The organism is Streptomyces caeruleatus (assembly GCF_001514235.1).
Classification (GTDB): Bacteria; Actinomycetota; Actinomycetes; order Streptomycetales; family Streptomycetaceae; genus Streptomyces; species Streptomyces caeruleatus.
The window spans coordinates 372,362-396,606 of the sequence record NZ_KQ948931.1 but is presented as its reverse complement, the minus strand read 5'-3'; the positions used below and the strand labels follow the sequence as shown (position 1 = coordinate 396,606).

Here is a 24,245-nt window from a genome sequence, read left to right as displayed (position 1 = left end):
TGGTCACCCCGGGCCCCTTTGCCGTGTGACAGCCGGTCAGACACCTTCCAGCGTCGCCAGGTACAGCTTCACGAACCGTTCGACGTCCACGTCCAGGGCCACGTCCACCAACTGCTGCTCGCGCGGGCCGTCGTGGATCTCGGACTCACCGGGGCGGGGGCGGCGGTCGACGATGGTCTGGCCCCGCGTCGGCCCCGGAGCCAGGGAGACCTCGACGGGGAGCGGGCGGGTGGTGATGCCCTCCGGGTCCACGACCGCGCAGACCGCGCCCGCGTCGCCGATGCCGCCGGTAGGGGTGGGGTCCCCGGAGGTGGCCGGGTCGCGATGGGCGAGGAGTTCACCCGCCAGGCGCAGGGCGGGCTCCGAGCTGCCGCGCAGCCGCTGGACGTCCGCGGCCGGGACCAGGACCCGCTGGAAGACGTCCAGGCCGTACATCGTGATCGGCACCCCGGCGGTGAGCAGGATCGCCGCCGCCTCCGGGTCGTGCCACACGTTGAACTCCGCGACCGGCGTGGCGTTCCCGGTCGCCACCGCGCCACCCATGAACACGATCCGCTCGATGCCCCGGGTCACCTCCGGGTACATGCGCAGGAGCAGCGCGATGTTCGTGAGCGGCGCCATCGGGATGAGCGTGACCGGACGCGGTGACGCGAGGATCTCGCGGCGCAGCAGCGTCACCGCGTCCACCTCCACCGCGCGGCGGGTCGGCGCGGGCAGTCCGAGGTCGCCCATGCCGTCCTGCCCGTGCACGTGCCGTGCCGTGCGCACCGCCTCGATCAGCGGCCGCTCGGCGCCCCGCGCGACCGGGATGTCACCGGCCCCGGCCTGCTCCAGCACGGTCAGGGTGTTGCGTACGACGCCGTCCACGTCCGTGTTGCCCGCCACACAGGTGACGGCGCGCAGGTCGAGCCCCGGATGGCGTACGGCGAACAGCAGCGCCAGGGCGTCGTCGACACCGGTGTCGCAGTCGATGATCACCGGGATGGGCTGCCCTTCGGCGTTCGTCACGGCAGGTCTCCTCGCACGGGTGCGGTGGCGGGTTCCGGGAAACCGACCTTACGGTGTCGTACAGGTGGAGTGCGTCGCCGTATGGCGTCGCCGTGCGGCAGCGTGCGTGCGGCGTCATGCGGCGTCTCCGTCCCACAGCGCGAGGCCGCGGGCCGCGACGCGGGCGGCGATCCGGTCCACCAGCTCGCCGCCCGGCACGACACCGGGCCTGCGCCCGTCCCGCAGCCGTACGGCCACGAGGTCCCCGTCCCCCTCGGCCTCCCGTTCCCCGCTGACCGCCTGGTACGGCACGAGGCGCGCCGCGCGGATCCGGGCGCCCAGGGTGCCGTGCTCGGGACCGGCGATCTCGGCGCGCAGACCCGTTCGGCGGGCCCGGTGCAGCAGTTTCTCGGCCGCTGCGTACTGCGCCTGCGCCACCGGCAGGATCAGCAGCTGGACCGGCGCCAGCCACGCCGGGAACGCGCCGCCGTGCTCCTCGACCAGATGGGCGACGGCTCGTTCGACGCTGCCGATGACGCTGCGGTGGACCATGACGGGACGGTGCCTGGCCCCGTCCGGGCCGATGTAGCGCAGGTCGAAGCGTTCGGGCTGGTGGAAGTCGATCTGGACGGTGGAGAGGGTCGCCTCGCGGCCCGCCGGGTCGGCGATCTGGACGTCGATCTTCGGACCGTAGAACGCGGCCTCGCCCTCGACGGCCTCGTACGGGATGCCGGAGGCGTCCAGGACCTCACGGAGCAGGGCGGTCGCGCGCCGCCACAGCTCGGGATCGGCGACGTATTTGCCACCGCCGTCGCCTTCTCCGGCTCCCTCCCCCGGGAGCGAGAGACGGTGGCGCACGGCTCTGATCCCCAGATCGGCGTAAGCACGGCCGATCAGTTTCAGGGCGGCGCCCGCCTCGTCCACCGCCTGGTCCAGAGTGCAGAAGACATGCGCGGAGCGGCAGTTCGCGGTAGCTGCGGGCCCGGGAACGGTAGATCAGGGCATGGTGCGGGCAGAGGCTGGGGCGCAGCACGACCTGCTCCGCACCGAGCTCCATCGGCGGGAACATGTCGTCGCGTGCCGGACGGTGGCGCCGTCGGGCAGCCAGTACGGCAGGCCCGCGCCCATCAGGGGGTCGGTGTCGAAGAGGTCGAGTTCACGGCCGAGCCGGCGGTGGTCGTGGTGCATGGCTGCTCCTCCGGATGAGATGAAGGGACGAGCACCCATACGCCGAAGCCCCGGGGCACTCGCCCGGGGCTTCGTTCTTCGCTCAGGTGTCAGCGCGGCGCCGGGACGGGGTCCGGCGTCGTCGTGAGAGCGGGGTGGCGGCGCGCTGCATGGGGGGACGGTAACAGGGGGGTGGGTGGATCGCGCCGGTGATTTTTCCCGTTCACATCACCAGTGTGAAGTCACGTGGTTACGCTCAGCTACAGACCGGACTCGGAGGTGGCACGCCTTGGTTCACATTCGGCAACTCGACCCCACGGCTTCTCCGTTGGACTACTTCGGCTTCGAGCTGCGCAGAAAACGGGAGGAGGCCGGGCTGACGCTGAAGCAGCTGGGCTCCGTCCTGTTCTGCTCGGGCTCGCTGGTCGGCCAGATCGAGACGACGCTGAAGGTCCCGACACGGGATTTCGCCGAGCGGCTGGACGCGGCGCTGGTGACGGACGGGATGTTCTCGCGGTTGGTGGGGCTGGTGTTGCGGAGCCAGTTGCCGACGTGGTTCCAGCCTTACGCCGACATGGAGGCGAAGGCGACGTACATCTCGACGTACCAGTGTCAGCTGGTCTACGGACTGCTTCAGACGAAGGAGTACGCCCGTGCCGTACTGGCCACGGGTCAGCCGGACAAGCTCGACGAGCTGCTCGCCGCCCGTATGGAGCGGCAGCGCATCCTCAAGCGGGAGCGGCCGCCCCTGACGTTGGTGATCCTCGACGAGGCGGTGCTGTACCGCCCGATCGGCGGCCCGAAGGTCATGCGGGACCAGCTCCTCCACCTGTTGAGCCTCAAGGACGAGCGCTGGATCCGCCTTCAGGTGCTGCCCTTCGGGACGGGTGAACACACCAGCCTGGACGGCTCGTTCAACCTGCTCCGCTTCGACGACGACCCGGACATCCTGTACACCGAGGACCTCATCTCGGGCCACATGACGGCCAATACGGAGACTATCCGCGAAGCCGCCCTTCGTTACGCTGGCTTGCAGGGAGCCGCGCTCTCCGTGGAGGATTCGGCGGAACTGATCAAGCGGGTACTGGAGGAGCGTTATGGGCACCATGCCGACACAGGTCAACGTCCAGTGGCGTAAGTCCAGTTACAGCGGAAGCACGGGCGGCGACTGCGTCGAGTGCGCCCCCCTCGGAGCCGTCGCCTGGCGCAAGTCCTCGTACAGCGGAAACACGGGCGGCGAGTGCGTCGAGGTCGCCGACCTCACCCCCTGCGTCGCCGTCCGCGACTCCAAGGACCCCGAGGTCGGCACGCTCACCCTCGCCCCGCAGACCTACGCCGCGTTCATCAACCACGTCCGCAGGTCCGGTACCTCCCAGCGATAGCCGATCCGGGCGGGGAGGGCCAGAATGAAGCCCCAGGCCATCGGCCTGGGGCTTCACTGAGGGGCGAGGACGGTCTCCAGTAGAGGCTGTGCCCCTTACCTCCTACCTCTTACCGGTTGAGGATCTGCTCGACCTTGGTGGCCACGTGCTGGGCCTGGAGGTCACGGCCCTTCTCGTTGGGGTGGGCGTACCACGGGATCGGCTGGCCGAGGAGTTCGAGCTTGGAGTTCTCCAGCAGGCCGCCGATGCCCCGGTTGGCGCCGTCGCACGCCGTGTTGTTCGCGGTCTGGTCGTAGAGGTCCACGAAGTCGGCACCCTCATCCGCGGCGGCCTTCTTCATGACGTCGTCCAGCCGCTTCTGGACCTGGTCCAGGACCGGCAGCGCGCCCTCGGGGATGTCGACGAACGGCAGTTCCGTCTGGCCGGGTGCCGCGGTCAGGCACTTGGTCGTGTCCTTGGGCACGAGCCGGGGATAGCCGACCAGGACACGGTCGGCATCCGGAGCGAAGTAGCTCATGCGCAGGAGCATCTCCTCCAGGTCCCCTTCGACCCGCTGGAACTGGTAGTCCAGCCATGCCTTTCCGTCTTCCGACTCGAAGAAGTCCGCGCACTCGGCCGCCGGTTTGTCCGGGTCCAGCGGATATCCGGGCAGCAGCGCTCCCTCGTCGCCCCGGAGCCTGGCGGAGCACTGCTTGAGGATGCTGGTGAAGCCCAGCGTGTTGCCGCCCATACCGCCCACGACCAGCTGGGTGTCCTCCTTGAGCGCGTCGTGCTGCGCCGGGATCGTCCCCGCGCCGAAGGGCAGCTCCTGCTCCCTCCAGAAGTGTTCGACGAGCGCGCCTCCGCAGGAGACGTCCGACTGGACGTCGAGGGTGATGCCGTTGTCGGCCAGGCGCCGGGTGGCGACGGCGGGATAGTTCTCCGTGGCCTGGAAGCACCAGCCTCTCTCGTTGTCCTGGTCGTTCACGGGAGCGATACCGAAGTTGGCGGTGTAGGAGTCGCCGAAGAAGACGGTCGGCACCGGGTCGGCGGGTGCCGCGCCGGCGGTACCCGCCGGGACGGCGAGCGCCAGGCAACTGCCCAGCGCGACGGCTGCGGCGGCCAGCCGCCGTGCCCGTGGAGTGGTCGTCTTCTTACGCATGGCCGAAGGCATGCCTGTGCCCTTTCGTCGAGGCCCACGCGAAGCGGGGCGAGAGAGCGCTACGTTCTGTATTCACTCATGCGCGGACAGTGATGTCTCCAGGGGTGGTGAACCACAACCGGGCGTTCTCGGACAATCCCTGCCCTCGTGCTCATCTCGCCTGTTCAGCAAGGGTGTTGGCAAGGCGCAGCCACGGCGTCCGGATGCGAGCCCGACCCGAAGGGGGAAGGGGGCTTGCCCGCTCGCCGCGCGGACCCGACGGCGTGACCGTGTACTGAGGGGGGCACGGGGGCCTGGCACACGGTCGGCCTTGCCGCACAAACGAGCGCCTACCGAAGGCGAGTTCCGTGGTCGACGCGGTCACCTTCGCGCACTTGGCCAGAAGTCCGCCTGAGCCGTGGACCCAGACTGGCGCACCGAAGGTGCCCGGCTCCGGCGCCGATCAGGGGGTTGGTGTCGAAGAGGCCGAGTTCACGGCCGAGCCGGCGGTGGTCGTGGGCACGTTCGTTCCAGTCGCTGGCCGCGTACTGGGCGGGACGATCAAGGCCCGGCTGCTGAGCTTGGAGGCACGAGCCCATGCAGCCGGAGGAGACAACCGCAGCGCGCTGCGAACGCTGGCTCTGGCCCATGAGGCCCGGACCCCAGTGGGACCGGAAGAGCTGCCCGGCGTCTTCTCCTTTCCCGAAGCCAAGCAGTGGGCCTACGCCGGTACCACGCTGTTGGCCGCCGGGGGCGAAGCCAGGTCCAGCAGGCCATTGCCGCCTCACACCGCGCGGTGGAGCTGTATCAAGCCGGGCCGGAAGGCGACCGCTCTCCTGGCGGCCTTCAGGCCGCGCATCTCGACCTGGCCACGGCTTACCTCGCGAAGGGTGATGTCGACGGGGCCGGTGCGAAGCTCTCAGCAGTACTTGCCGCCGAGACGCATACCGCAAGCATCACCATCAGGCTTCGCAATCTGGCCGGACTTTTGGGTAGCGATCCGTACCGTGACACACGGTCAGCAGTCGCTCGCGCCAGCAACCCCATGGAGCCACGATGACTGCTCAGCCCACGCCTGATCTCTCGGTCACCGACCGCAGCCTTCTCTCCACCAAGGCCTACGGCACGGGCCGGTACCTGGCCGCCCGCCAGTCTCTCTACCAGTGGCAGACCCCGCGCCACGATCTTCCGGGCATCGTTGCGAACGAGCTGGTCGACATACGCGGTGCGGTCGCGGACGTGGGATGCGGGAACGGGAAATTCGTCGCACGCATGCGGGAGGGGCGTTCCGACCTGACCGTCCTCCCCCTGGACATCTCCCCCGGCATACTGGGCACCATCCCCGGAGCGGTCGTCGCGGACATCCAGCAGTCGCAGTCGTCTCGACCAACAGCCGTACTGACAAGCGAGAACTGGAAGATCTCTGGCGCAGTGCCGCAGGTGACGTACTGGGCGTCAAGGAAGGCCCCGCCCGGGTGCAACTGTCCGCCCGCTTCGCCTTGGAGGATGCCCCGGCGGTCCTCGGCGAGGTTTTCGACGACGTCCGTACGATCCCTCTGCCCGGGGTGATCGAGGTGACCGACGCCGAACCCGTGATCGCCCACTTGGCCTCGTACGAAGCCTGGGCAGACCAGATGGGCGTACCGTTCGAGGACACGATCGAGCGCGCCCGGGAACGGGTCGACGAGGCCATTCACACCGAGGGCGCGTTTCGCGTCACCTGCCTGGGCGGCGTACTCGTCTGCCGACAGCGCAGCCGGTAGGACCCTGGCAAGCAGGCGTTCAGAGAGTCTCGCAAGGTTCGCATTCGAGCTCGTACCAGACCGTCTTGCCGATGCCGCCCCCGCGGGGTTCCGCTCCCCACTTGTCTGCCAGCGCGGACACCAGAGTCAGACCCCGGCCCGACTCCTCGTCCAACGCGGCGGGACGGGGTTCAGGGAGAGTGTCGTTCGCGTCCGCCACCGAGATGCGGAGGCGGTTCGCCTCCAGGATGCAGCGGGCCCAGATCTCGCGGCCCGGGGAGACCTTCGCGTGGCGGTACGCGTTCGTCATCAGCTCGCTGAGGAGCAGTACCGCCGTCTCCGTCACTTCGTCCGGCAGCTTCCACGACGTGGCCTGTTCCCGGAACAGCGTTCGGGCCCGGCCGACGCTTCGGGCGTGGCGGGGCAGTCGCCACTCGATGTCCTGCGGGACGGCTGTGGGGGCCGGTTGAGGTGTGGGGCCTCCGGGCATGGGCATACGCGCGCCTTGCTTTCTTGCGTGTGGTTCTCCGTCATTCGGTCAGCTCAGGCTGGTGGGCGGCGCGTAACGTCGCGAGTAGCGGCGTGGGTACACAGCGTGCTTGTACACGGTGTGTTGGCGGGAGGTGGGGCGTGGCGGCGTCCGGGGAGTCTCAGCAGGTGCAACAGAACTGGCGATACTGTGGCGGTCAGATCAAGCTGTGGCGGGAGGAGGCTTCGGTCAGTCGGCAGGCGCTGGCTGAGGAGGCCGGTTACGACTACGAGTACGTCAAGTCGATGGAGTGCGGGAGACGGCGACCGACGCTCAGGTTGCTGCAGACTGCAGATCAACTCTGCGGAGCACGCGGCAAGTTGCTTGCCGGGCACGAGTACTTGAAGCCGGAGAAGTTCCTCTCTTACGCGGAGGACTACGTCCGGTACGAGGCTGAGGCGATCTCCCTGGGCTTTTATCAGCCCCTGCACATTCCCGGCCTGCTCCAAACTGAGGAGACCATGCGGGCCCTGCTCAACGCGTACCTGCCTCCGCTTGACGACGAGACCATTGAGGAACGTGTTGCTGGGCGGCTGGAACGGCAGGCATTGCTGGGCAAACAGACCAGAGCGTTCAGCTTCGCTATCGGAGAGGCTGCGCTCCGGAACCCTGTTGGGGGCCGGGATTCGCACAAGAGGCAGTTGCTCCGGCTACTGGCTGTCGGCAAGGCCCGCAACGTGACGATCCAGGTGCTGCCCTTCGTGGGGGCTGGCCCTGGCGTGGACGGCCCCTTTGTCTTGGTGGAGACCGGCGAACATGAGCTACTGGTCTTCGAAGAAGGGCAGGAGACTGGGAGGCTGTACGCCGACGCAGAGAAGGTCAGCGCCATCGTGCAGCGGCATGCCATGATCCTTCGGCAGGCTCTGAGTCCTGAGGAGTCGGCCCGGTTTATTGCGAAGTTGGCGGAGGAGCTGTGAGCAGCGAGTTGACGTGGTTCAAGTCCAGCTATAGCAGCAGTGGCGGCGGCGAATGCCTCGAAGTCGCCTACACCTGGCGCAAGTCCAGCCACAGCGACTCGTCGGGCAGCGCCTGCCTCGAAGTCGCCGCCTGCCCCTACACCATCCACGTCCGTGACTCGAAGCTCGGCGCTCGCAGCCCCAAGTTCAGTGTCACCCCCGACACATGGACCGCCTTCGTCGCGTACGCACACGACACCGCGGCCTGAGCCCCGGGCGTCGGACCCCGGCATTCGAGCCCCTTTTGCAAGGAATGAGCGGGAAGAATTGAACCCACCCTCCCGCCCTCCCCGTGCCGCCACGGGCGCCAACTGTCGCGTATACCAGCGCACATGACTTTTCGTGATCGGCTTGCGACACGACGTCACGACCCTCTAGCGTTCGCGGCAACAAACAACCCCGGTCGGGTGCTACCAACACCCGCCGGGGTCTCACCCCAAGATCGGATCGGTCGATCCCGTGGCTTACGAAAACTCTAACGCCCCCTTGCCCGCGCCCGCAGCCCATCCCATGGCCAAGCCCGGCTACGGCAAGCGCTCCGCCCCGGACCAAGCGGCGCCCCGAGCCGACGACTTCGCCCACCTGCCTCCCCGTGAGGCGTACCTCGCCGGATTCCTCGACCGGCTCAGCGACAACGCGGCCATGGACGCCAAGACCGTCGCCAAGGCGCAGCCGCTGTACGGCCAGCAAGCCGTTCGCAGCGCACTCAACGAGCTCAGCAGGCACGGCCACTTACGGCGAGTACGCCGCCGCGCCCAGCCCGGTGAGACCGGCGTCGACAACGTCACCCGCTGGGTGTTCCACACGTACTGGTCGCGTACCGCACGTTCCAACGACTGGTGGGCACGGTTCCTCGCGGGTGACGAGCCGGTAGCAGACGAGGTAGCTGACGTACGGCCGCAGACCGCTCCCGGCGACGTGCCCCCGCAGGCCGAGACCGAGGCCGAGCCGCCGCCCAACCCTCCTGCGCGCCCCCACCCCGCCCCCGCCTACACCGCCCTCGCCCGGCTCGGCCTCCATGACCCGCGCCTCGCCCTCTCCGCCTCCGACTGCGAGGCCCTGCAAGCCCTCGCCGAGGAGTGGCTGGCCCGGGGCGCGACCCCGGTTCACCTGACGCGGAGCCTCGTCGCGGGGCTCCCCGACCAGGTTCACTCGCCCCGCGCCTTCGTCCAGCACCGCCTCCGCGACAAGATGCCGCCAGAGCTGCCCGCAGCGCCCACAGCGCCCACAGATCCCGCGCCGCCCGCGTCGCCCGGACCCCGCCGCCTCATGGAGTGCACCGACTGCGGAGTACCGGGCCGCCCGGAAGCCCTTCCAGGGGGCCTCTGCCGGGGATGCCGGGGCGAAGGGATCCAAAGGGCCCGAGGAGGCGAGGGGAGCGACGGGAACGCCGTAACGCCCGTCACGCCCGTAACACCCGAAAGGCTCCTCTCGCCGCTCACCCGCCCCGCAGCGACCCCCGACACCGTGCGCGCCCTCGCGGGGCAGTTGCGGAGCGCCGTACGCGCCAGTCGGGCGGGACTATGCCGAAGCCCTGGGGATCAGGTCGGGTCGCCCTCGTAGTCGGGCCGGATGGCGATCCTCATCGGGTCGCCGGGCGGGTAACTGGTCCTCGTGTCCCAGAGTTCGAGGGTGCGCTTCAGGCAGTCGTTCTCGGAGGCCACGTCCATGGCGAGCTGCTGGCCGATCTTGTTGTTCTTCTCGTCCGCCTCGTTGTCCGCGTCCGTACCCGGCCTGCCGGCCTCGTGCGCATCGCCCATTTCGGTCGCGAAGTCCTTGCCCAGCCTCTTGGTGAGCATGCACTGCCAGAAGACGTGACGGACGGAGTTCTGCTTCTCCGGGTCCGTCATGTGCTCCACGACCTTGTACACCTGGATGTGTACGCCGATCCACGGGTAGATCTTGTCCAGGTTCTCCGGCCTTCGGATGACCTCGACTTCCTCCTTGCTGATGTTCTTTCCGATCAGGTACACGGACTCCAGGACGCCGTCGAACCCCTGGTTCCGGACTTTGTCGCCGATCTTGCTCACGATGGCGGCGACCGTGCCCATCTTCTCCGCGCTGTCCTTCTTCCTGACGGCGTTGTAGCCCATCCCGACAAGTCCCGCCCCGGCGACGGCGACGGTCAGAGCGGTGGTGACGACCGCCTCGGGAATGAGGACCACGGCGATGGCGACGCCGAGGAATGCCGCGAGGATGTCGCCGCCGACGCTGCGGGGGCCGATCCCGCCGGCCCCTCCGTCCCTCCGGCGGACGGTCTCCAGCATGGTGTCGTAGACGTCCTTGCTCGGAACCGTGTTGCACTCGCAGTGGAACTCGGCGTCGGAGGCCACGCTCATGGTCATCGTCCAGTCGCCCGCCTGCGGATCCTTGACGACCACGAGGCGCACCGAGTCGCCCGACATCTTGACGAGTCGACCGGCCTCGTCGACGTCCTTGTCGTACGCGTTCCCGTCGGGGTCCTTGAGGCTCATGAGGACCCCGTCGGGGAAGTCGACCGAGTCGTCGTCCTTCGTGACCACCGCATAGAGGAACGGCGCATCCTCACCGATGGTCATCGTGTTCGTGAGGTTGAACCGCTCCACGTTGTCCCAGCCGTCCGGGGACGGAACGGTGTCGACCTGGCAGTACATGCAGTCGTTCTCACCCCGCGCCTGCTTCGTGGGCGCGGGTACCGGGCTCGGATCGTCGCTGACGTCGAAGATGCCCCAGAGTCCGCCGACTCCCTTGTCCTCGATCTCCGTCGGCTCGTCGAAGTACTGGCCCGCGATGAGCGCCGGGGTCTGCTTTGCGGCCTCTTGCCAGTCGTCGCTGAGGGAGAGGCCCCACAGGCGCGAGGCGTACCGCGTGTACCCGTCGGGCGCCCCGTCCTTCTCTTCCACGTGACCCCAGAACCAGTCCGGGACGTCGTCATTGTCGAGGACGTCGAACTCGCCCCAGAGTCCGAGAGCGCCCTTGTCCACAATGCGCGTCGGCCGGTTGAAGTACTGCCTCTTGACCACGGCCGGACAGTTCTGGGCGACGCTCTTCCAGTCCGCGTCGTCGGGGATGTTCCACAGCCGCGCCGAGAACTGCCGCATGCCGTTGTCCTGGGTGCCGTCGTCCTGGAACTGCAGGGCGCTGGTCGCGTGCCCAAGGAATCCGACGGAGTCCCACAGATAGGAATTGGCCACCGGGACCGGCGGATCCGTGACGGGCGAGGACTCGGGAACCTTGTTGCCGGAGGCGAGGTAAAGGGCCTTGATGATGCTCTTGCCGTCTTCCCAGACGTCGTTGGAGAGTTCCCAGATGATGACGCCCTTGGCGCCGACCCCCTTGAGGAACTTCAGCTTGGTGACGGCGGTGTCCGGGGTCTCGAAATAGATGTTGTGGGCGTACGGGTACTCGCCCGGAGGAAGGGGTTCGCCGAGCTTGGGGCGGGGCGTCTTCCCGTCCACCTTGATGTTCGCGTCCTTGGCGTCAAGGGCGTCCGGGAATTCGTCCAGGATTTCCTTGTACCGCAGCACCTTGTACCCCGGGGGAACTTCACCGGTCAGGTCGTCCGGCTCCTTGGCCGCGGCGAAGTCATAGCCGTAGACCGGCACGCCGGCGGCGATCTTTCCGCGGTCCACTTCCTGTCCCTTGCCCTGCCAGTTCATGAAGAGCGGATTCGTCCAGTACCAGAGGCAGTCCTCGACCGACAGGATCGGATTGTTCTCCGCAGCGTCGCCACCCGGGGCGTCCGAACCAGCGCCCGCCCTGGCCCCCGGCCAGCCGCCCTGCTGTTCGCGGAGGTACGACTCCAGATACTCATCCGCCTCACGGATCTTCGCCGTGTCCTTCCCGCGGATCTTGTGCAGGGCGGAATGCGGACCGACCGGGGACTTGTCCCACGACCCGGTGAGGTCGTAGGTCATCACGCCCACCCAGTCGAGGTGTTCGGCCATGTCCGGGTCGTAGTTGTTCCCGTACCACGACGTGCCGAAGACGGCCGCCGACACGATCTTGTCGGGCATGGCCTCCTTCAGCTTCTTGGCGAAGAGAGTCAGGCCCCGCCCCGCGGGATGCGGGCCGTCGCTCTTCATCCGGCCGCCCTGGTCCTGGTCGCCGGGCCGGCCCCACCAGCACTCCAGGTCGAGATCGACGCCGTGCAGACCGTTCTGGGTGACGTAGTCGACGACGTTGCGCACGGCCTGGTCGAGCTTCGGCGAGGCCGGGTCGGTCCCGACGGCCGTCATCAGGTCAAGGAACGCGAAGTCGTTCGCGCCGCCCAGCGCGACCATGATCTTGGTCCCGTACAGGTTCGCGGCCATGAGCACGTCCGCGAGAACGGCGCCGACCTCCCGGACCGACTTGGGGTCGAACGCGCCGGAATCCTGCTCGCTGAACGTCAAGAACGAAATGATGCCGTGCGTGATGTACTGATACATCTCGCCCTTGCCGTAGTCGAATCCCTCCTCTTTCCGCCAGGTAGGGATGTACGCGATGATGTTCGCCCGCTCGGTCTCCTTGTGCGAGGTCTTGTCGTACAACTCGTCGAAGAATCGCCAGCCGTTCTTGTTCGGATCCCCCACCCCCGGCTCGTCGGCCCAGAAAGCGGCGCGGAAAATGTTGCCCTCGTACTTGGTGACGGAACCCGTCTTGTAGCCCTGGGGATTCTTTACCCACTTGGGAACGTCAGGGTAGTCCGAGGAATTTCCCACTTGAACTCACTCTCCATGGTGCGGTGTCCGTGCGGTCATGGACAGCCAACTGGAGACTTCCTCGCCGTGCCAGACCAGAATCAGCCCCGCTGCCTGCTGTGAATAACGTCTCCGCTGGCGCGCCGACTTGAATCGCCTGAGGCACTACCGGCGCGACCGAGACGGAGACAGCACAGTGCGGGCGAAGGGAGTTCTTCAAGGACGACGTTCTCGGCGGCGGCGATACCTACCGCGTCCATCTCGGCGAGTACCACACTGCGGCAGCTCGGCCCCACCGTGACCTAGCGGCAGTCGCCGAAGCCCTGGAACGGGCCAGGGCGGGACGGGTAGGGGCGGGTAGGGGCGGCGGGGGCGAGAGCCTGTCCGGCGTGCATCCACGTCACCCGGACGGCCCGGCGCACTGGTGGTCGCCCCCGTGGGGTGGTGCCTTAAGAACACGTACCCGATCTTGAGCGCCCGCCGACCCCAGCCCAGGAGGCCCCGCGATGCCCCGTCCCCCGGCCCGCGCCGCCCTCGTCGCGGCCCTCTCCGCGGCTGCCCTGCTGACCGCGTCGGCCTGCGACACCATCGCCGGCCTGGGCAGACCGGCGTCGGCCGCCCGCGGTCACGCCTCCGCCGGGACCCCCACCGCCCCGGCGACGCCCGCGGCGGCACCCACCCTCACCGAGGCGCAGGCGCAGGCGGCGCTGATCAGTGAGGCGGACCTGGGCGAGCCCTGGGTCGCCACCGACGGCTTCGCGACGTGGCGGGAGTCCATGCTGAAGGCGAGCACCGAGTCGGCCGAGGCGGGGTGCGGAAAGCTGCTCGACGCGCTGTACGCGGAGGAACTCCTCGGACCCGACGCCACGACGCGCGCGTCGACCGGGCTGGACGACCTGTACGACGAGGCCCAGCTGCGCTACCAGGTCGTGGCGCACCGGCCCGACGCCGTGGACGGCACGCTGGCCTGGCTGGACAGCATGCCGCGCGAGTGCGCCGAGTTCACGGCGACCGCGGGCGGCGGAGAGATGACCGTCGAGGTGACCGGCGCCGAGATGCCGGAGGTCGGCGACGCCCGCCAGGGCCTGCGGCTCGTGCTGCGCGCCGTCTCCGAGTACGACGACGCCCCCGTCCTCACCCTCCATGTCGCCGTCGTCCGCGTGGGCGACGACGCGATCGTCCTCACCAACGGCGGCCTCGGCGAGGTACCGGCCGACGCCACCTGGACGGCCGTCGAACTGGGCGCCCACCGCCTCACCGAGGTCAGGAAGCGGGGTCGGGCGGAGATCTGAGCACTCAGCCGGCCACCGCGACCGCCGCCGCCGCTCCCCCGATCCTGGACCAGTCACTCCCGGGCGACCAGCGCCACACCGACTCCCCGTCCGCCGCGACCCGGTACAACGCGCGGCTGTCCATCGCCAGAGCCGCCCCCGAGTCGCCGATGTCCGCCCAGACACCCGGCTCCCCCGTGTACTGCCACAGCCGCCCCGTCTCCGGATTCACGGCGAAGAGGCCGAGCTCGCCACCGTGGATCGCCCGCGCCGGCCCGCCGATGACGTCCCACTTGTCGCCCTTGCCCGACCACTGCCAGACCAGGTCACGGGCAGGGTTGAGCCCGTAGAGGTGGTCACGGCCGACGACGAAGTGTGCGCCGGGGTTGCCCACTCGGGCCCAGGTTCGCCTGGCCGAGTCGTAACCGATGAGGTGCCCGCCGACAGGTTCGGTGGCGAAGAGGCCGAGCCCTCCCGCGTAGATGTGCCCGGCAGGCCCACCGATCGAAGTCCAGCTTCCGGCACGGCCGTTCCAGCGCAGGACCTTGTCACGCTCCGGAGTGAGGGCGTAGAGGGAGGAGCCGCCGATGGCGAGTTCGGAGGCGGTGCCGATGACGGTCCAGGAGTTCGGGGTGCCGTTGTAGCGGGAGACGCGCCCGTTCTTCTCGTCGAGCGCGAAGACGCCGGGCTCTCCCGCGTACGGCGCCCCGACCCCCGTTCCGACGGTGGCCCAGGTGTCGCCCGCCCCGGACCAGCGCAGCAGGGTGCGGCCGTCGGAGGAGAGGACGTAGACAGGTCCGGAGGCGTCGGCGGCGGAGACGGTGCGGGACGGCGGCGACACGCTCCGTTCAGGGCCCCGGGAAGGGGCGGAGGCGGAAGCGCCGGTCGGTGAGGTGGTCGGCGTGCCGTGCGTACGGGTGGCCGAGGGCGAGGGGAGTGGGGTGCGGGGGCCGACGGTGGCGGTTCCGGGGCGACCGCCCACGGCGCTGTCGCCTTCGCGCTGTAGGGCAAGGACCGCTCCTGCCGCGACCATGGCGAGGACGACGGCCGCAGCGATCACGGGCCGACTCCGACTGCGGCGGGCCCGGGCAGGAACCGTTTCGGTGGTGACGCCGAGGGGCTCGGCGAGGCTGTCCGGGCTGGTCAACGCATTGTCCGCAGCGGAGGCCACGGACGCGGCGGCCGTGGCGGCCGTGGCGGCCGCAGCCGGGTTGTCCGGAGCGGATTCGTCCGGAGCGGACTCGTCCGGAGCGGCTTTGACGGGAGCGGACTCGACCGGAGCGGACTCGACCGGGCCGGAGGCAGCTGGGCCGGGCGCCGCAGTCACGGCCACGCTCGGCGCTGCCGTGACGGCTCCCCGGCCTCGTCCCGCGACTTCGCCTCCGCCCGCGACCGCCGCCCGCTGGGCCGCCTGGTGCAGGCGCCGTGCCTCGTCCAGCTTCCCCCTCCGCACAGCCGGGTCCCGTACTTCCCGCTCCACCACGATCTGGAGCCGTCGCCAGGGGATCACCCGTACCCCTGACCGGTACTCCCCCCACGTCGTCTTGCTGACCTCGCCGTACCGCTCGGCCAGGTCACGCACGGTCCGCCCGTCCGTCAGTTCGCACAGGAACCGGGCCAGCGCATTGGCCTCGCCGCTCCGTCCTCTGAACTCCCCCTGCTGACGACCGGCCACGGCCCCGCACCCCCCTGACTGTCCGGGCGGACAAACCCTGTCCGCCCACTTCCACCGCTCTGACCTGCCCGGACGAACGCACCCCCGGGCGTCCAATTCCCCGCCCCGCCACGGTGGTCGACGTGAGGACGGCACCGCCCGCACCACCTCAGGTGTCCGCCCGATCACACCACGTACGTGCGTGGCCGTGACACCTGATGTGCACAACTCGCCGCGCACGCACGGGATTCAGCCAGTCAGTCAGCCGGCGCCGGTCCTCCGGCCGAACCGGCCCATCACTCCGAGGAGCCTTTCTTGCCTCACACACGCATGCGTACGACAAGCCTCCGCGTCCTCTACGGGACCCTCGGCGCCGTACTCCTCGCCACGACCGTGGCCTCGGAGCCCGTGCAGGCGCAGACCGTCCAGGCGGGCGACCGGAAGGCCACCGGCACCGGGACCATCGGACGGGGAGCCACGCCCGGTGGCAGGGTCACCCGCGAGCAGATCATCGAGCGCGCCCAGGCGTGGGTGGCGCAACGGGTCCCGTACAGCAGCAACGGGCTGACCTCCCCGTACAGCTGGTGGTCCGACGAGGCCACCGGCGGGCACTACCGGCAGGACTGCTCGGGCTTCGTCTCGATGGCCTGGCAGTTGCCGTACAGCCGCTCGACGAGCACCCTCCGCGAGGTGTCGTCGAAGATCGACACCTCCGAGCTGAAGCCGGGGGACATCCTCAACTCCGATCGGCATGTGCTGATCTTCGGCGGGTGGACGGACCGCGCGGGCCGGGAGTTCACGTACTACCAGCAGAGCAGCCGCAAGCGCCCCGCCAACCGGGCCGAGGGCGACCTGGACGACGCCACCCTCTCGGCTCACCCCACCAGCAGCTATGAGGCCCGCCGCTATCACCAGGTGATCGACACCCCCACGCGCCCTTCCGACGTGAGCACGCCGCCGGCCGCCCCGCCTCCCTCCCCGCAGCGGCGACCCGCGCCGCCGACGCCCAGGCCGCTCCCGCGCACTCCGGCTCCCGAACGCGCGGCGCCCCACCCGGCCACCCGGCCCACCGCCGAGGCCAAGCCCACGCCTTCCCGGCCCACCGCCGAGGCCAAGCCCACGCCTTCCCGGCCCACCGCCCGCCAGGCGGTCCGGCTGGGTCCGCTGGCCGCGCACCACCGGCGGCTGTACGCCCTCGCGGAGGACCGTAGCGGGGTCTACGAACGGGGCGACGGCGGCTGGCGACGCATCGGGGGCCCGGCGGGACGCCTGTACGCGGGCGGGGCCGGGGTGTTCGCGACGAACCCGAAGGACGGCCGGATCTTCAAGTACGGCGGCACGCCCGGCTCCTGGACCTGGATCGGCACGTCCGGCGCGGAGTTCACGATCGGGGGCAACACGCTGTACGGGCTCACGCCGAAGCGTGACGCGGTGCTGCGCTGGACGGGGAGCGGGAGCCACTGGACGAGGATCGGTGGCCCCGCACGGCACATCCACGGGGGCGGGGCGGGCCTGTTCGCCACCGACCCGGGCGACGGGCGCGTCCGGAAGTTCCTGGGCCGCGCGGGCGCGTGGAAGCAGATCGGCGGAATGGGCCTGACGTTCGCGGTCGACGGGCGCACGATCCACGGGATCAGCCCGGACGGCTCGGCGGTGTACCGCTGGACGGGCTACGGGACGACGTGGGTCCGGGTCGGCGGCCCGGCGGTGCGGCTGTACGCCGGCTGGGCCGGTGTCTTCGCGACGAACCCCAAGAGCGGGGACCTGTACCGATTCGACGGGAGCGCGGACTCCTGGACGAGGGTCGGCGGCCCCGGGGCCACCTTCACGGCGGGCGCGGACGGCGAGTTGTACGGGCTGAGCCCGGACGGGCGGGCGGTCTTCCGCTGGACAGGCCGCGGTTCGGTCTGGACGCCGATGGGCGCCCCGACGAGCAGTTGAGCCGACCCACCACCTTCGAACCCCTCCGAGAGGAGACGTGACCACGTATGTCCAGAATCAACCAACGCTTGGCTGTGCTCATATCCGCGGCGATGGCAGCGAGCCTGCTGACGGCGCTTCCCGCGAGCGCCGATCCCGGGGAGCCACGCCGGCGGGCCACGGGGAACATCCCCGTGGAACAGCCCCTGGCCCCGGCCACTGCCCCGGCAGGCCCGGCCGATACCTCTGTGGCTGACTCCGAGTTCGACCCGGAGACCGACCCGGACCCCACACCCAACTCAGATCTGGGGTACGGCGCGGAACTCGCCGTGACCGGCAAGGGCGCGGTCTACGCCCTGGCAGCCGACCACACCAGCGTGTGGCAGCGGGAGGGTGACGGCACCGACTGGACCAGGATCGGCGGCCCCGCGGACTCCATCCGGGCGGGCCGGGCAGGCCTCTTCGCGATCAACCCGCAGACGCGCGAGGTGTTCAAGTACGCAGGGGAGCCCGACTCCTGGACACGGGTCGGAGACCCGTCGGCAGACGTCGTGGTGAACGGCGACGACGTCTACCGCGCGGCAGCCGACCACAGCGGAGTCTTCAAGTGGTCGCGCAAGAGCGGTGACTGGGAACGGATCGGTGACTCGGCGCAACGCCTGTTCCTGGGCGAGGCGGGGCTCTTCGCCACCAGCCCGGCGGACGGCGCGATCCACAAGTACGGCGGCGAGCCCGGCAAGTGGGAGCGCGTCGGCGGCCCCGGCTCGACATTCGCCGTGGACAACGACGACCTGTACGGGGTCGCCCCGGACGGCAGCGCGGTCTTCCGCTGGAAGCAGGACAAGCGCGACCGTACCGCCTGGGAGAAGATCGGCGGCCCGGCCCGTGAGCTCTACGCGGGCGGCGCCGGCCTCTACGCCACCAACCCGGCGGACGGCGCCCTCCACAAGTACGACGGCGAGCCCGGGCGATGGCACGCCGCGGGCTCGGCCGGTGCGGTCTTCGCCGTCAACGACAAGCACGCGATCGGCCTCTCGCCCGACCGCGGGGCGTTCTTCCAGAGCGAGGGCCAGGGCGAGCCCTGGAAGTACATCGGCGGTCCTTCTTCGGAGCTCCAGGAGCTGAAGGACGAGCAGACCCTGCTCCAGGAGCGCGGCCAGGAGTACGTCGACGAGTTCCGCAGGGCCAGGGACCTGGAGCGGATGTCACTGAGCGAATGGCTCCGGAAGGAGGGGCTCGGCGTCCTTCTCGACGTCATCGGCGTCAACGACGTCGAGCAGTGCCTCTCCGCCGCCACGTCGTTCGAGGTGGACGTGAGCAGCCTCTCCAAGTGCCTGCTCGCCGCGGCCAGGCCGGTCGCCGTGATCCGCGCCCTCACCAAGTACGACAAGGTGGGCGGCGCGGTGCGCAAGGCCGTCAAGACGCTGCCTCGCTACCCCAAGGAGGCGGCCAGGGCCCGCGACGCCCTCAATGACGCCCGCAAGATCCTGGACAAGGTCAAGGAGAAGCCGGAGGAGCGCGACTACAAGCCGCAGGTGTTCGACTGCCGCGTGGGAGGCCGGGGCTGGCAGGACCTGGGGCACAGCGACCCGGCAAACGGTGACCGCCCGACCGGGATCACGGCCTGTCTGGACAAGAGCTACCTGGCCGAGCAGCCGGGTTCGCCCACGAACGTCAAGCAGGTGAAGCCACCGGCGTACGACTGGGCGCGCCGCACCATGGCGTACCACGACAACTTCCCGCTCAGGTTCTGGCGCAACGCCTGCCATCTGCTGGGCAACCAGCTGGGCGGCAGCGGACTCGACCTGAGGAACCTGTCCACCTGCACCCGAGCGGCGAACGCCTCTCCGATCGCCAGGAACGACCCGGGGCTCCCGCAGCACATGCTGACCTTCGAGACGCGGGTCAGGAACGCCGTCGATGCCGGCCAGGTGGTGTGGTACCAGGTCACGCCGAAGTACTCGGGAGCGCGCACGTCCCCCGTCACGTACGAGATGACCGCACGTGGCCTCACTCCGGAGGGCGGTACGGGCCTGGTTCTCGACGAGGTGGTCCCCAACTCCGCGTACAGCAACAAGTTCAGGAGCTACTTCAACCTGGGACTGGTCACGGACCGGGTCGGCCTGCCCGTCCCGTCGCCGGGTACTCCGTGACCGCCTCGTAAGGTGCGGGGGCCGGCTAGCCGAGCCGGTCCACCGCGTCCTTGGCCTCCTTCAGGCCCGCCCCGGTGATCTCCCGGTAGACCTTGATGGCCTGGATCTTCTTGTCGGTCCGCACGAGGGACAGGACCTCGCCCATCCGCGGGTCCTCGGCGTCCAGTCCCAAGTGGTCCAGAACGAGGTCGAGTTTGCGCTCGACGCGGGCAACTCTCTGGTCTGCCTGGGAAATCCTGCTCTGGATGGTCATGATCCCCCAGAAGGCGGCGAGCACGAGAAAGAGAACCGCTATGTCCATGGTCGGCGATCCTACGTGCCGCTACCAGCCGCTACTCCACGTCGAACCGCAGCCGGTGCTCCACCACGTCCCGCGCCACGTCCACCGCCATACGCGCCTGCGCGAACGCGTGGGCCCGCAGCCGGGCCAGCGCCTCGTCCGTGCCGACGCCGAGCTGGGCCATGATCATGCCGGTGGCCTGGTAGACCTGATCCTGGTCGGTGGCGAGTCCGCTCAGCCACCGTTCGTCCCCCGGGTCGCCCGCCTCCTCCATCCGCGGCAGCGCCATCAGCGCCACGGTCATCATCCCGGCCACCACCCGCGCCGTCCGCAGGTCCCGTTCCGTGAGGTCGCCGGGGGTGTCGCGATAGAGGTCGAGCGTGCCCACGCACACCGTGTCGTTGCCGAGTGGCATCGAGTAGACCGCCCGTACCCCGACGGCCGTGGCCTGCTGAGCGAAGACCGGCCAGCGCAGGACGTCCTGCCCCGCCGTCAGATCACGGGCGAGCACGGGAGCTCCGCTCTGCGCGGCGGACTGGCAGGGCCCGTCGCCCAGGGTGGCCTGGATCTCGGTCACATACGCGGCCTGCGCACTGCTCGCGCCCAGTTGTACGGGCATGCCGTCGCTGTGCAGCGACACACTCGCGCCGGTCACGGGCAGCAGCTCCACGGCGACATCGCACAGCCGCGCCGGGATCTCGCCGGGTCCTGCCCCGCGTACGCCTTCGGCGATGGCGTCGGCGGCACCGGCTCGCTCTCGTCCCCGCCCGTCATGATGATCGTCATTGGGCCGCACGGCAGCCTCCTCAGCAACGGGAGCGGCCTGCTGGGTCCGGATCAGGGCCAGATCAGCACCCTGGCCTGGGCCCTTCGGACGGCCTTTCCACCGCCCACCCGGACGACGCCCGACTACCCGAGGCACGTCCGACGAAACCCTGGCCGCCCCCGCGCGAGGACCTCTTCTACCGGTTCTCATAGGGGTTCGCCGGCTGCGCGATCCGCCGCACCCCCGTGGTGTCCAGCACCGGAGGCCAGGCCTCGTCCGTGCCCAGCCTGCCCTTGGGGTGCCAGGTGCCGGTGACGGTGACCCAGGTGTCGGCGGGCGGTGCGTCGGCGTCGGCGTTGCGGATCTCGACCTCGCTGGTGGTGGCGTCGGCGGCGCAGCAGGCGACGAGGAGGCGGGTGACGTACCAGGTGCCGTCGGCGTCGCGGGTGACGAAGCCGGTCAGCCGGACCGTACGTCCCCACAGCGACCGTCCGCTGTCGTAGATCGCCCGGGAGCTGAACTCCGCCAGCGTCAGCGCCACCGGGTTCCCGGCCGGCAGCGCGGGAAAGTGGCCGATCCCCTGCGCCGCGCGCTGCGCCGCCTCGCGTTCGGCGCTGTAGGAGCCGAGGGCGGGGGGCGGGAAGAGCAGGAGGGCGAGGGCGGGGAGGGTGAGGAGCCAGGCGACGCGGGGGCTATGGTGGCCGCCGTGCTGATCGTCGCCGTGCTCGTCGTGCTCGCTGTGCTCGCCGTGCTCGCCGTGCTCGCGTTGCTGATCGCGGCCGGTGTGTTCGCCGTGCTCTGCGTGCTGGCCCTGCTCGGCGTGCGGTTCGCGTTCCGGTCGCCCGCCGACCGCCGCGGCCACCGCCAGCAGCACCAGCAGAAAACCGGACACGACCAGGTATGGCCGTAGTCCCGCCTGCACGTACCGCAGATACAGCTCGCTGAACAGGGAGATCCGCAGGATCGCCGCGCCCGTCAGGAGCAGCAGTACCGCCGGGCCGTAGCGCCTCACAGCAGCCACCACCCCACGAGCACGCTGCTCGCCACGGCCACCACCCAGGTCACGGACGAGAACCGCAGGGCGAAGGACCGGCCGAACGTGCCCGCCTGGAGGGCGATCAGCTTCAGGTCCACCATCGGGCCGACCACCATGAAGGCCAGGCGGGCGGTCGGTGAGAAGCCGCTCAGGGAGGCGGCGACGAACGCGTCCGCCTCGCTGCACACACACAGGACGACCGCGAGGAGGGCCAGGAGCAGCACCGACATCCAGGGGGAGCCGGTGAAGAGGTCCAGGACCGAGCGCGGGACCACGATGTTGAAGGTCGCCGCGGCCGCCGCGCCGAGGACGAGGAAGCCGCCGGCGTGCAGGAAGTCGTGCTGGAGGCCGGCGGTGAAGGCGCGCAGGCCGGTTGCGGCCGGGTCGGTGTGCCGTCGCGGTGGGCGCAGCCACTCGTCGCGGCCGAAGCGGGCCCACAGCCAGCCCATCAGCACGGCCGTGGCCAGTGAGGCGACCAGCCGGGCGAGGACCATCTTCGGCTGGCCGGGGAAGGCGACGGAGGTGGCGACCAGGACGACCGGGTTGACGGCGGGCGCGGAGAGGAGGAAGGCGAGGGCGGCCGCGGGGGCGACGCCGCGTCGCATCAGGCTTCCGGCGACCGGCACGGACGCGCACTCGCACCCGGGCAGGACGACGCCGGCCGCCCCGGCGACGGGTACGGCCAGCGCCTGGTTGCGGGGCAGCAGCCGGCTGAAGACCTCCTCCGGTACGAAGGCCCCGATCGCCGCCGAGACGACGGTGCCGAGCAGCAGGAAGGGCACGCCCTGCACGGCGATGGCCGTGAAGACGGTCCACCAGGCGGCGACGGGCGGGGTGTAGAGGTCGAGCGCGAGCATCGGCCCGAGGACGGAGGCGACCGTGGCGATGGCCAGGAGCGCGGTGCCGCCGAGGACGGCGTACACGAGCGCGCGTACGGCGACACGCAGCCCGTCGACCACGGTCCGCTGGTTCTGCACGCGCCTGTCCCCACCTGTCCGAACCCGTTCGAATTGCCTCCGCGCAGGCTAACCGGTGGGAGCTGTGCGCAGCCTTGGGTTCCGCGGGGAAGGGGCTGTGGGCTGGACGGAGCTTGCACGCGCCGAGCCCCGCGCCCTACAGCGGCGGCTGTGCGGGGGCCGGGCCCAGGGTCGTGGTGCCGGGAGCCGTGCGGTGGCCCAGTCCCGTGCGGTACGCGTCCAGGGCCGCCTCCACCCGGCCGGTGCGGCGCAGGAGGTCACCGAGCAGGCGGCACAGGTCGGCCAGGTCGCCCGCCGCGCCCGCGCGTTCCAGGAGGCTGAGGGCGCGGACGTAGTGCTCCTCGGCGGTCTCGGTGTCGCGGGTGTCCTCGGCGATGATGCCGAGGAGGCGGTGGGCGGCGGCGGAGTGGAGGGCGCCGCGTTCGGGGCCGAGAGCCTGTCCGCAAACCCCCGTCGTCCGCCCGCAGGGCGGGCGCCGCGGCGGCATGGGGGTCCCCCCGCGCGAGGTTGTTCGAGCGTGCGTGCCGGGCGTCGCGGCGCAGGCGGGGGTTTGCGGACAGGCTCTCGGGTCGCTGAGGACCTCGTGGAGGAGGGCGGCGGCCTCGTCGGACTTGCCGCGCCGGTGCAGTACGTCGGCGAGTTCGACGGCGACCTGGCTGGTGTAGAGGGCGGCGCGCTTGGCGGTGAGCATGGCGCGGGCCTCGCGCAGTTCCGTCTCGGCGCTCGCGAGGTCGCCGTTCTGGGCGTGGACGTAGCCGCGCATCCAGTGGCAGTTGGCGAGTTCGGTACGGATCTGCAGCTGCCGGTACAGCTCGGCGGCCTTGGCGAGGGAGGCGTCGGCCTCGGTGACGCGGCCCTCGGCGAGGAGGGTGCGGGCGACGGAGCGGTGCATCCGGGCGACCAGGGCCGGGTCGGCCGCCTGCGGGGCGAGCGCGAGGGCGTACTCGGCGGCCTGGGCGGCGCGGGCGTGGGCGCCCATGTCCATGTAGGGGCCGATGACGCTGGCGTAGAGCAGGAGCAGGGCGTCGGGGTCGTGCAGTCCGCCCCGGTTGAGTTCGTCGAGGGTGGACTCCAACAGGTAGACGGCGTAACGGAGTTCACCGGCGAGGTAGTGGGAGACCGCTCTGCCGCGCAGGGCCGGGACGCGGGCGGGGAGGGGGGCGTCGGCCTCGGCGAGGACCTGTTCGGCCTGCTCGAAGTGGCCTCGGGCGGAGTCGAGTTCGCCTATGTCGATGGCGCACTCGCCGAGCCCGAGCAGCGCCGCCGCCCGCTCCTCGGCGAACCCGTGTCCTTCCGCCTCCGCGAGCAGCGCGGCGTACTGCTCGGCCGCCGCGTCGGCGTCGCCGGTGGCGAGGGCGCGGTGGGCCTCGGTCAGGCGCAGCCGCAGGTCCGTGACGAGGTGCGCGGGGCGCCCGGTGGCGAGTTCCTCGAAGGCGACCCCGAGCCGGCCGGCGATGTGCCGGAGCGCGTCGTCGGAGGCGCGGACGCGGCCCGCCTCCAGGGTGGAGATGTAGGCGGGGGTGTACGCCGGCTCCGCCAACTGCCGCTGTGTCAGCCCCCGGTCGGCCCGCAACCGCTGCACTCTTCGCCCGATGGTATCCGGGTCGTCACGGTCCGACATCGCCCAACTCCCCCTGCGCCTCT

Annotated in this window: 18 protein-coding genes and 2 pseudogenes; 9 read left to right on the top strand and 11 right to left on the bottom strand. The window is 70.3% G+C overall.

Annotated features, from left to right (window positions below):
• Positions 1 to 36: 36 nt before the first annotated feature.
• Both AQJ67_RS25395 and AQJ67_RS25390 read right to left on the bottom strand, forming a co-directional pair.
• On the bottom strand, positions 37 to 1,008 hold the full coding sequence (locus AQJ67_RS25395) for a nucleoside hydrolase (protein ID WP_062721413.1): 972 nt from the start codon (positions 1,006 to 1,008) through the stop codon (positions 37 to 39).
• A 114-nt stretch (positions 1,009 to 1,122) separates the two neighbouring features.
• Positions 1,123 to 2,175, bottom strand: a pseudogene (locus AQJ67_RS25390) (aminoacyl--tRNA ligase-related protein).
• A gap of 268 nt (positions 2,176 to 2,443) precedes the next feature.
• Between AQJ67_RS25390 and AQJ67_RS25385 the strand changes: the two are divergent.
• A complete protein-coding gene (locus AQJ67_RS25385; RefSeq protein WP_062721411.1) occupies positions 2,444 to 3,292 on the top strand; it encodes a helix-turn-helix domain-containing protein in 849 nt (282 codons plus the stop codon).
• Positions 3,252 to 3,536 (top strand): DUF397 domain-containing protein, encoded by a 285-nt coding sequence (locus AQJ67_RS25380; RefSeq protein WP_062721409.1) that lies wholly within the window; start codon positions 3,252 to 3,254, stop codon positions 3,534 to 3,536. The genes AQJ67_RS25385 and AQJ67_RS25380 overlap by 41 nt, the downstream gene beginning before the upstream one ends.
• A 109-nt stretch (positions 3,537 to 3,645) precedes the next feature.
• On the opposite strand, the gene AQJ67_RS25375 is transcribed toward AQJ67_RS25380, so the two are convergent.
• Positions 3,646 to 4,677: an SGNH/GDSL hydrolase family protein gene (locus AQJ67_RS25375; RefSeq protein ID WP_079056156.1), complete on the bottom strand. Its 1,032-nt coding sequence runs from the start codon at positions 4,675 to 4,677 to the stop codon at positions 3,646 to 3,648.
• 1,035 nt (positions 4,678 to 5,712) lie between these two features.
• On the opposite strand from AQJ67_RS25375, the pseudogene AQJ67_RS25370 reads away from it, so the two are divergent.
• A pseudogene (locus tag AQJ67_RS25370) lies at positions 5,713 to 6,419 on the top strand (class I SAM-dependent methyltransferase).
• A 19-nt stretch (positions 6,420 to 6,438) separates the two neighbouring features.
• Here AQJ67_RS25370 and AQJ67_RS25365 read toward each other — a convergent pair.
• Positions 6,439 to 6,894: an ATP-binding protein gene (locus tag AQJ67_RS25365; protein ID WP_341846166.1), complete on the bottom strand. Its 456-nt coding sequence runs from the start codon at positions 6,892 to 6,894 to the stop codon at positions 6,439 to 6,441.
• Positions 6,895 to 7,055: 161 nt separating this feature from the next.
• Between AQJ67_RS25365 and AQJ67_RS25360 the strand changes: the two genes are divergently transcribed.
• The 3 genes from AQJ67_RS25360 to AQJ67_RS25350 all read left to right on the top strand — a co-directional run bounded on the left by AQJ67_RS25360 (position 7,056) and on the right by AQJ67_RS25350 (position 9,446).
• The gene (locus tag AQJ67_RS25360) at positions 7,056 to 7,844 is read left to right on the top strand and encodes a helix-turn-helix domain-containing protein (protein ID WP_062721625.1); all 789 of its coding nucleotides are present in this window, start codon (positions 7,056 to 7,058) and stop codon (positions 7,842 to 7,844) included.
• Positions 7,841 to 8,092, top strand: coding sequence for a DUF397 domain-containing protein (locus tag AQJ67_RS25355; RefSeq protein ID WP_062721405.1), 252 nt, complete (start codon positions 7,841 to 7,843; stop codon positions 8,090 to 8,092). Before AQJ67_RS25360 ends, AQJ67_RS25355 begins: the two co-directional genes overlap by 4 nt.
• A 277-nt stretch (positions 8,093 to 8,369) precedes the next feature.
• Positions 8,370 to 9,446: a hypothetical protein gene (locus AQJ67_RS25350; protein ID WP_063807363.1), complete on the top strand. Its 1,077-nt coding sequence runs from the start codon at positions 8,370 to 8,372 to the stop codon at positions 9,444 to 9,446.
• On the opposite strand, the gene AQJ67_RS25345 is transcribed toward AQJ67_RS25350, so the two are convergent.
• Positions 9,425 to 12,565 carry a glycoside hydrolase family 18 protein gene (locus AQJ67_RS25345; RefSeq protein WP_062721403.1) on the bottom strand — a complete coding sequence of 1,047 codons (3,141 nt, stop codon included), beginning with the start codon at positions 12,563 to 12,565 and terminating at the stop codon, positions 9,425 to 9,427. The two genes, AQJ67_RS25350 and AQJ67_RS25345, sit on opposite strands and share 22 nt — an antisense overlap.
• A gap of 485 nt (positions 12,566 to 13,050) precedes the next feature.
• Here AQJ67_RS25345 and AQJ67_RS25340 point away from each other — a divergent pair, with 485 nt between their 5' ends.
• Positions 13,051 to 13,836 carry a hypothetical protein gene (locus AQJ67_RS25340; RefSeq protein WP_062721401.1) on the top strand — a complete coding sequence of 262 codons (786 nt, stop codon included), beginning with the start codon at positions 13,051 to 13,053 and terminating at the stop codon, positions 13,834 to 13,836.
• Between the two features lie 4 nt (positions 13,837 to 13,840).
• Here AQJ67_RS25340 and AQJ67_RS25335 read toward each other — a convergent pair whose 3' ends face one another.
• A complete protein-coding gene (locus AQJ67_RS25335) occupies positions 13,841 to 15,490 on the bottom strand; it encodes a hypothetical protein (RefSeq protein WP_062721399.1) in 1,650 nt (549 codons plus the stop codon).
• 309 nt (positions 15,491 to 15,799) lie between these two features.
• Between AQJ67_RS25335 and AQJ67_RS45570 the strand changes: the two genes are divergently transcribed.
• Both AQJ67_RS45570 and AQJ67_RS25325 read left to right on the top strand, forming a co-directional pair.
• A complete protein-coding gene (locus tag AQJ67_RS45570) occupies positions 15,800 to 17,410 on the top strand; it encodes a tectonin domain-containing protein (protein WP_062721397.1) in 1,611 nt (536 codons plus the stop codon).
• Between the two features lie 227 nt (positions 17,411 to 17,637).
• Entirely contained in the window at positions 17,638 to 19,542 is a 1,905-nt protein-coding gene (locus tag AQJ67_RS25325) for a DNA/RNA non-specific endonuclease (protein ID WP_062721395.1), read from the top strand.
• A gap of 25 nt (positions 19,543 to 19,567) precedes the next feature.
• On the opposite strand, the gene AQJ67_RS25320 is transcribed toward AQJ67_RS25325, so the two are convergent.
• From AQJ67_RS25320 to AQJ67_RS25300, 5 genes are all read right to left on the bottom strand, one after another.
• Positions 19,568 to 19,843: a ribosomal protein L7/L12 gene (locus AQJ67_RS25320; protein ID WP_062721393.1), complete on the bottom strand. Its 276-nt coding sequence runs from the start codon at positions 19,841 to 19,843 to the stop codon at positions 19,568 to 19,570.
• A 31-nt stretch (positions 19,844 to 19,874) separates the two neighbouring features.
• A complete protein-coding gene (locus AQJ67_RS25315) occupies positions 19,875 to 20,618 on the bottom strand; it encodes a GAF and ANTAR domain-containing protein (protein ID WP_062721392.1) in 744 nt (247 codons plus the stop codon).
• 166 nt (positions 20,619 to 20,784) lie between these two features.
• Positions 20,785 to 21,600 carry a TIGR03943 family putative permease subunit gene (locus tag AQJ67_RS25310; protein ID WP_062721390.1) on the bottom strand — a complete coding sequence of 272 codons (816 nt, stop codon included), beginning with the start codon at positions 21,598 to 21,600 and terminating at the stop codon, positions 20,785 to 20,787.
• Positions 21,597 to 22,601 carry a permease gene (locus AQJ67_RS25305; protein WP_062721388.1) on the bottom strand — a complete coding sequence of 335 codons (1,005 nt, stop codon included), beginning with the start codon at positions 22,599 to 22,601 and terminating at the stop codon, positions 21,597 to 21,599. Before AQJ67_RS25305 ends, AQJ67_RS25310 begins: the two co-directional genes overlap by 4 nt.
• 136 nt (positions 22,602 to 22,737) lie before the next feature.
• Positions 22,738 to 24,222, bottom strand: a complete 1,485-nt coding sequence (locus AQJ67_RS25300; RefSeq protein WP_062721386.1) for a tetratricopeptide repeat protein — start codon at positions 24,220 to 24,222, stop codon at positions 22,738 to 22,740.
• Positions 24,223 to 24,245: the final 23 nt, after the last annotated feature.